At 60.7% G+C, this 8173-nt stretch carries 5 protein-coding genes; all 5 read left to right on the forward strand.

Annotation, left to right across the window (positions count from 1 at the left end; genetic code table 11):
- The first annotated feature begins 436 nt into the window (after positions 1-436).
- Positions 437-2488 carry a bifunctional diguanylate cyclase/phosphodiesterase gene (locus tag CKW18_RS29300; RefSeq protein ID WP_095191949.1) on the forward strand — a complete coding sequence of 684 codons (2052 nt, stop codon included), beginning with the start codon at positions 437-439 and terminating at the stop codon, positions 2486-2488.
- A gap of 235 nt (positions 2489-2723) precedes the next feature.
- On the forward strand, positions 2724-4070 hold the full coding sequence (locus tag CKW18_RS29305) for an imelysin family protein (protein ID WP_095191950.1): 1347 nt from the start codon (positions 2724-2726) through the stop codon (positions 4068-4070).
- Between the two features lie 277 nt (positions 4071-4347).
- Positions 4348-5775 (forward strand): di-heme oxidoredictase family protein, encoded by a 1428-nt coding sequence (locus tag CKW18_RS29310; RefSeq protein ID WP_095191951.1) that lies wholly within the window; start codon positions 4348-4350, stop codon positions 5773-5775.
- Between the two features lie 26 nt (positions 5776-5801).
- Positions 5802-6866 (forward strand): imelysin family protein, encoded by a 1065-nt coding sequence (locus CKW18_RS29315; protein ID WP_095191952.1) that lies wholly within the window; start codon positions 5802-5804, stop codon positions 6864-6866.
- A gap of 14 nt (positions 6867-6880) precedes the next feature.
- Positions 6881-7981, forward strand: a complete 1101-nt coding sequence (locus tag CKW18_RS29320) for a DUF1513 domain-containing protein (protein ID WP_095191953.1) — start codon at positions 6881-6883, stop codon at positions 7979-7981.
- Positions 7982-8173: the final 192 nt, after the last annotated feature.

An 8173-nucleotide genomic window follows, 5' to 3' on the forward strand; every position in this document is an offset into this window, starting at 1 on the left:
TAGAAAAGGCGTTGGCGGGCTGTTTCTGGATCACCGCCCAAGGCCTTCGAGGCCAAGGACGGTGAAGATTTCAAAAACCCGGTTTCCGGTGGACCGTAAGGCTGCTCCGCTTAAGTGAACAGCATTAGGCTATTGCCGGGTTTTTTATGCCTGTGATTCCTGTAGGCGCTGTTCTTGTGATGAAAGCTCGCGCCCGCCTCTTGCTGCCGATCGATGGAAAACCAGCATCAAACAGAGGAATTTTGTCCCAAACCGCTCAAGTTGAGTGCCTGAACTACCGACATAGTACAAATAGGGCTAATACTCCAAACAGCAGCATTTTGGCCAAGGCCAGAGGCAAATCCTCCTGAGCCTGATTGTCCCTTTGACTGCCATCACGGGATTGCCAATACTCATGGCAACTTGACGCTACCCGCACGGAACAAGGAATCCCCCTTTGAAGCTGGAACTCAAGAACAGCTTGTCGGTGAAGTTGCTCCGGGTCGTGCTCCTGTCGGCATTGATCGTTGGCGTGGTCTTGAGCTGCGCGCAGATCGTGTTCGATGCCTATAAAACACGCCAGGCGGTTGAGGGCGACGCCCAGCGTATTCTCGACATGTTCCGTGACCCTTCCACTCAGGCCGTCTATAGCCTGGATCGGGAGATGGGCATGCAGGTGATCGAAGGCCTGTTTCAGGACGACGCCGTGCGCCAGGCGTCCATCGGCCATCCCAATGAAGCGATGCTCGCGCAAAAGTCCCGCGAGTTGCAGCATTCCAACAGCCGCTGGCTGACCGACCTGATTCTCGGTCAGGAGCGCACGTTCACCACGCAATTGGTAGGACGCGGCCCGTACAGTGAGTATTACGGCGACCTGAGCATCACCCTCGACACCGCCACCTATGGCGAGAGCTTTATCGTCAGTTCGGTGATCATTTTCATTTCCGGCGTACTGCGCGCCTTGGCCATGGGCCTGGTGTTGTATCTGGTTTACCACTGGCTGCTGACCAAACCGCTGTCGCGGATCATCGAGCATCTGACCGAAATCAACCCGGATCGCCCCAGCGAACACAAGATCCCGCAGCTCAAGGGCCACGAGAAAAACGAACTGGGTCTGTGGATCAATACCGCCAACCAGTTGCTCGAATCCATCGAGCGCAATACCCATCTGCGCCACGAAGCGGAAAACAGCCTGCTGCGCATGGCTGAGTACGATTTCCTCACCGGCCTGCCGAACCGCCAGCAATTGCAGCAGCAACTGGACAAGATTCTGGTCGACGCCGGCAAATTGCAGCGCAGGGTCGCGGTGTTGTGTGTAGGGCTGGACGATTTCAAAGGCATCAACGAGCAGTTCAGTTATCAGACCGGCGACCAGTTATTGCTGGCCCTGGCCGATCGACTGCGTGCCCACAGCGGCCGCCTCGGCGCCCTCGCCCGTCTGGGTGGCGACCAGTTCGCGCTGGTGCAGGCGGATATCGAACAGCCTTACGAAGCCGCCGAACTGGCGCAAAGCATTCTCGATGACCTGGAAGCGGCGTTTGCCCTCGATCATCAGGAAATCCGCCTGCGCGCGACCATCGGCATCACCCTGTTCCCGGAGGACGGCGACAGCACCGAGAAGCTGTTGCAGAAGGCCGAGCAGACCATGACCCTGGCCAAGACTCGCTCGCGCAATCGGTATCAGTTCTACATCGCCAGCGTCGACAGCGAGATGCGCCGTCGTCGTGAACTGGAAAAAGACCTGCGTGACGCACTGATCCGCGATCAGTTCTACCTCGTCTATCAACCACAGATCAGCTATCGCGATCACCGCGTGGTCGGCGTCGAGGCGTTGATTCGCTGGCAGCATCCGGAGCACGGTCTGGTGCCGCCCGACCTGTTCATTCCACTGGCCGAGCAGAACGGCACGATCATCGCCATCGGCGAATGGGTACTCGATCAGGCCTGCAAGCAGTTGCGCGAGTGGCACGATCAGGGCTTCGCCGATCTGCGCATGGCGGTCAATCTGTCCACCGTGCAACTGCACCACGCCGAGCTGCCGCGGGTGGTCAACAACCTGTTGCAGATGTACCGCCTGCCGCCGCGCAGTCTGGAACTGGAAGTCACCGAAACCGGCCTGATGGAAGACATCAGCACCGCCGCCCAGCATTTGCTGAGCCTGCGTCGCTCCGGCGCGTTGATTGCCATTGACGACTTCGGCACCGGTTATTCATCGCTCAGTTATCTGAAGAGCCTGCCGCTGGACAAAATCAAGATCGACAAGAGCTTCGTCCAGGATCTGCTGGATGACGACGACGATGCGACCATCGTTCGCGCGATCATTCAACTGGGCAAGAGCCTCGGCATGCAAGTGATTGCCGAGGGCGTGGAAACCGCTGAACAGGAGAGCTACATCATCTCCGAGGGCTGCCACGAAGGTCAGGGCTACCACTACAGCAAACCGCTGCCGGCGCGGGAACTGAGCGCCTACCTCAAGCAGGCACAACGCAGTAACGCGGCCATTCTCTAGAAGATCAAAAGATCGCAGCCTCGTTTCTCTCGACAGCTCCTACATTTGACGATGCGTTCTCCTGTAGGAGCTGCCGAAGGCTCGGGCCGCGATGGGACGATCTTTTGGTCTTGATGCGCGAATAAGAAATATTTCCAAGCACTACCCTTTACACATAATGCGAAAGATTTGCATTATGTCGCAGTTTTGCGCCCCCAGCGCGAGTCCACTCAACTACCGAAGCAGGATGTTCGCCATGATTCGTATGCCTCTGGCTACCGCCAGTCTGCTGGCCATCGCTATTTCCCTCGCCGGTTGCGGCGAAGGCAAAGACAAAGCTGCCGCCCCGGCCACGCCGACTCCAGCCGCCACCGCCGCCGCTCCAGCAGCTGCGCCTGCCGCTGCCGGTAAAGTCGACGAAGCCGCTGCCAAGGCAGTGGTCGCGCACTACGCCGACATGGTCTTCGCCGTTTACAGCGATGCCGAATCCACTGCGAAAACCCTGCAAACCGCGGTCGATGCTTTCCTCGCCAAGCCGAACGCCGACACCCTCAAAGCCGCCAAGGCTGCCTGGGTCGCTGCTCGCGTGCCTTACCTGCAGAGCGAAGTGTTCCGTTTCGGCAACACCATCATCGACGACTGGGAAGGTCAGGTTAACGCCTGGCCACTGGACGAGGGTCTGATCGACTACGTCGACAAATCCTACGAGCACGCACTGGGTAACCCGGGCGCTACCGCCAACATCATCGCCAACACCGAAGTACAGGTCGGCGAAGACAAGGTCGACGTCAAGGACATCACGCCGGAAAAACTCGCCAGCCTCAATGAGCTGGGCGGTTCCGAAGCCAACGTTGCCACTGGCTACCACGCCATCGAATTCCTGCTGTGGGGCCAGGATCTGAACGGCACCGGCCCTGGCGCTGGCAACCGTCCTGCTTCGGATTACCTGGAAGGTGCCGGCGCCACTGGCGGTCACAACGATCGTCGTCGCGCTTACCTGAAAGCCGTGACCCAACTGCTGGTCAGCGATCTGGAAGAAATGGTCGGCAACTGGAAGCCGAACGTGGCGGACAACTACCGCGCCACCCTGGAAGCCGAGCCGGGCGAAACCGGTCTGCGCAAAATGCTCTTCGGCATGGGTAGCCTGTCCCTGGGTGAACTGGCGGGCGAGCGCATGAAGGTTTCCCTGGAAGCCAACTCCCCGGAAGACGAACAGGATTGCTTCAGCGACAACACCCACTACTCGCACTTCTACGACGCCAAAGGCATTCGTAACGTTTACCTGGGCGAGTACACCCGTGTTGACGGCACCAAGATGACTGGCGCCAGCCTGTCGTCGCTGGTGGCCAAGGCCGACCCGGCTGCCGACACCGCACTGAAAGCCGATCTGGCCGCTACCGAAGCCAAGATCCAGGTCATGGTTGACCACGCCAACAAGGGTGAGCACTACGACCAACTGATCGCCGCCGGTAACACCGCTGGCAACCAGGTCGTTCGCGACGCTATCGCATCGCTGGTCAAGCAGACCGGTTCGATCGAGGCCGCTGCCGGCAAACTGGGCATCAGCGACCTGAACCCGGACAACGCTGATCACGAGTTCTGATCAACGCGTCTGAGTTAAAAAAGGCGACCTTCGGGTCGCCTTTTTCATGCCTGCTCTACACATAACCCTGTGGGAGCGAGCCTGCTCGCGAAGGCTGTATCTGCCGCCACATTTTCAGCGCGTCCGACACCGCTTTCGCGAGCAGGCTCGCTCCCACAGGGTTTGCTTGGGGTTTAGAGGTTGCGCCATATCAAGCAAACGATAATTCCTCTTATTCAAACTCCCTCGCCCTGTTAGACTTTGCGCCTTTGTTTTCGCACCTCTAGCAGGATGTCTGATGCCTTCGCTGCCTCTTCGCTTGTCCGCACTGTTGCTGGCCCTGGGCCTGAGTGCCTGCGATGACGCCCCGCGTTTCACCCAGGCCGAGCCCGGTGAAGCGCGTTCGGGTGGTGCGGCGACCGTGCGTAAGACCGATCAGAACGCGTTTTCCCTGCCTTCGGCCAACCTGCCGCCATCGCGTCGGGTGGATTTCAGTGTCGGTAACAGCTTCTTTCGCAGCCCGTGGGTGATCGCCCCGTCGACCACCACCGCCCGCGACGGCCTCGGGCCGCTGTTCAATACCAACGCTTGCCAGAACTGCCACATCAAGGACGGCCGCGGTCATCCGCCAGAAACCGGCGCGACCAACGCGGTATCGATGCTGGTGCGCCTGTCGATCCCCGATGCGCCGCAGTACGCCAAGCTGATCGAGCAGGTCGGTGTGGTGCCGGAGCCGGTCTACGGCGGCCAGTTTCAGGACATGGCGGTGCCCGGCGTTGCTCCGGAAGGCAAAGTGAGGGTCGACTACACGCCAGTGCCCGTTCGTTTCAAGGACGGCACCGAAGTCGAGCTGCGCAAACCGGTGTTGCAGATCACCCAGCTCGGCTACGGCCCGATGCACCCGGACACGCGCTTCTCCGCGCGGGTCGCTCCACCGATGATCGGCCTGGGCCTGCTCGAAGCGATCCCCGAAGAAGCGATCCTCGCCAACGCCGCCGTGCAGGCCAAAGAGAAAAACGGCATCAACGGCCGGCCTAACCGGGTCTGGGACGATGAGTTACAGAAAACCGTGATCGGTCGCTTTGGCTGGAAGGCCGGGCAGCCGAACCTCAATCAACAGAATGTTCACGCGTTTTCGGGTGATATGGGTCTCACCACCAGTCTGCGGCCTTTCGATGATTGCACCGACGCGCAAACCGCCTGCAAGCAGGCACCGAACGGCAATGGCCCGGACGGCGAACCTGAAGTCAGCGATAACATCCTGCGTCTGGTGCTGTTCTACAGCCGCAACCTCGCCGTCCCCGCGCGGCGCGGCGTCAACGATGAACAAGTGCTGGCCGGCAAGAATCTGTTTTTCCAGGCCGGCTGCCAGTCGTGTCACACACCGAAATACACCACCGCCGCCAACGCCGCCGAACCTGAACTGGCCAATCAAGTGATTCGCCCGTACAGCGATCTGCTGCTGCATGACATGGGCGACGGTCTGGCCGACAACCGCACGGAATTCCAGGCCTCCGGCCGCGACTGGCGCACGCCGCCGTTGTGGGGGATTGGCCTGACGCAAGCGGTCAGCGGCCACACACAGTTTTTGCATGACGGTCGCGCACGCAATCTGCTCGAAGCGGTGCTCTGGCACGGCGGCGAAGCGACGGCGGCGCAGCAACAGGTTTTATCTTTCAATGCCGAGCAGCGTGCTGCGCTGCTGGCGTTTCTGAATTCACTTTAAACACTTAAAAGAATCGGGAGCCCGACATGTTCCGTCCCAAGCTACTGTTCACCAGCCTTGCCGCGCTCGCCCTCGGCGCTTGCTCGCCGCAGGATCCGCAAGCCGTTACTTCGGCCGCCATCGCCAAATCGGTGATCCTGCCGACGTACACCCGTTGGGTTGAAGCCGACAAGCAACTGGCGGTCAGCGCCCTCGCCTACTGCCAGGGCAAAGAAACCCTGGAAACCGCTCGCGCCGACTTCCTGCACGCGCAGAAAGCCTGGGCCGAGTTGCAACCGCTGCTGATCGGCCCGCTGGCCGAGGGCAACCGTTCGTGGCAGGTACAGTTCTGGCCGGACAAGAAAAACCTCGTCGGCCGTCAGGTCGAGCAACTGGTCGTCGCCCAGCCGCAGATCGATGCCGCCGCACTGGCCAAATCGAGCGTGGTGGTTCAGGGCCTGTCGGCTTACGAGTACATCCTGTTCGATGCCAAGCCTGACGTTGCCAACGAAGAACAAAAAGCCAAGTACTGCCCACTGCTGATCGCCATCGGCGAACGCCAGAAGCAACTGGCCGAAGAGATTCTGCAAAGCTGGAACAACACCGACGGCATGCTCGCGCAAATGAGCAAGTTCCCCAACCAGCGCTACGCCGACTCCCACGAAGCGATCGCCGATCTGCTGCGTGTACAGGTCACGGCACTCGACACCCTGAAGAAAAAACTCGGCACGCCGATGGGCCGCCAGAGCAAAGGCGTGCCACAGCCGTTCCAGGCCGATGCATGGCGTAGCCAGTCGTCGCTGACCGCGCTGGAAGCGAGCCTCGCCGCCGCCAAAACCGTTTGGGAAGGCGTCGACAACAAAGGCCTGCGCGGCCTGCTGCCGGCTGAGCAAAAACCGCTGGCGGACAAGATCGACGCTGCCTACGCCGCTTCGCTGAAACTGTTCGACAGCACCCAGCGTTCGCTTGGTGAAATGCTCGAAGATGACGCCGGTCGTCAGCAACTCAACGATATCTACGACAGCCTCAACGTCGTCCATCGCCTGCACGAAGGCGAACTGGCCAAGGCGCTGGGCATCCAACTGGGCTTCAACGCCAACGACGGTGACTGATGAGGGCAAGTGCCATGCTGCGACGTCAGGTTCTGACTTTAGGTAGTGCACTGCTGGGAGCAGTGACGCTGGGCGGCTGGACGCTGTTCAAACGCAAGGATCAGAGCCCGCTGTTGCTCTCGGCTCGCGACGACACTGACGGCAAGCACTACGCCGTCGGCTATCGGCTGGACGGCACCCGGGTGTTCGCCACCGAGGTCGGCCAGCGTTGCCACGACATCATCAATCACCCGACGCAGCCAATCGCGCTGTTTGTCGCACGTCGCCCGGGCACCGAAAGCTACCTGATCGACCTGCGCGACGGTAAGTTGCTGCAGACGGTGACGTCGCAGCCGAACCGGCATTTCTACGGCCACGCCGTGGTGCACAAGGACGGCGAATACCTGTACGCCACCGAAAACGACACCACCGATCCCGGTCGTGGCCTGCTCGGGGTGTACAAGTTCGAGGGCGAACGGCTGGTGCACAGCGGCGAAATTTCCACCCACGGCCTCGGCCCGCATCAGGTGTCGTGGATGCCGGATGGCGAGACGCTGGTGGTGGCCAACGGCGGGATTCGTACCGAGGCGGAAAGCCGCGTCGACATGAACCTCAACGCCATGGAACCAAGCCTGGTATTGATGCAGCGCGACGGTACCTTGCTGAGCAAGGAAACCCTCGCCCAGCAGATGAACAGCGTGCGCCACCTGGGGATTGCCAGCGACGGCACCATCGTCGCCGGTCAGCAATTCATGGGGGCCTCGCACGAGCGCTCGGAACTGCTGGCGATCAAGCGTCCGGGCCAGCCATTCGTGGCGTTCCCGGTGCCGGAGCATCAGTTGCAATCGATGGGTCACTACACCGCCAGCGTCGCGGTACACAGCGACTTGCGTCTGGTGGCGCTGACGGCGCCGCGTGGCAACCGCTTCTTCATCTGGGATCTGGACAGCGGCGAAGTACGCCTCGACGCACCGCTACCCGATTGCGCCGGTGTCGGTGCGGTGAAGGATGGCTTTGTCGTGACCTCGGGTCAGGGGCGTTGCCGTTACTACGATTGCCGTCAGGATGAACTGCTGGCCAAGCCGCTGGAATTGCCCGCAGGGCTCTGGGACAACCATCTTCATCTGATGGCGTGAAACGCCCTTAAAAGATCGCAGCCTGCGGCAGTTCCTACATTGGAATGCAACTCCCTGTAGGAGCTGCCGCCCCGTCTTCGACGCCGCGCTGTCGCGCAGCAAACTGGGGCTAGAGTAGAAGAGCGCGCGCGGGGCAGAGACCGTCATTAGCACTGGTGTGACAGCACCCGAGTAGGAGAGTGGTCCGCACGG

This window comes from Pseudomonas sp. Irchel 3E19, from assembly GCF_900187585.1.
In the GTDB taxonomy this organism is placed as follows: Bacteria; Pseudomonadota; Gammaproteobacteria; order Pseudomonadales; family Pseudomonadaceae; genus Aquipseudomonas; species Aquipseudomonas baetica.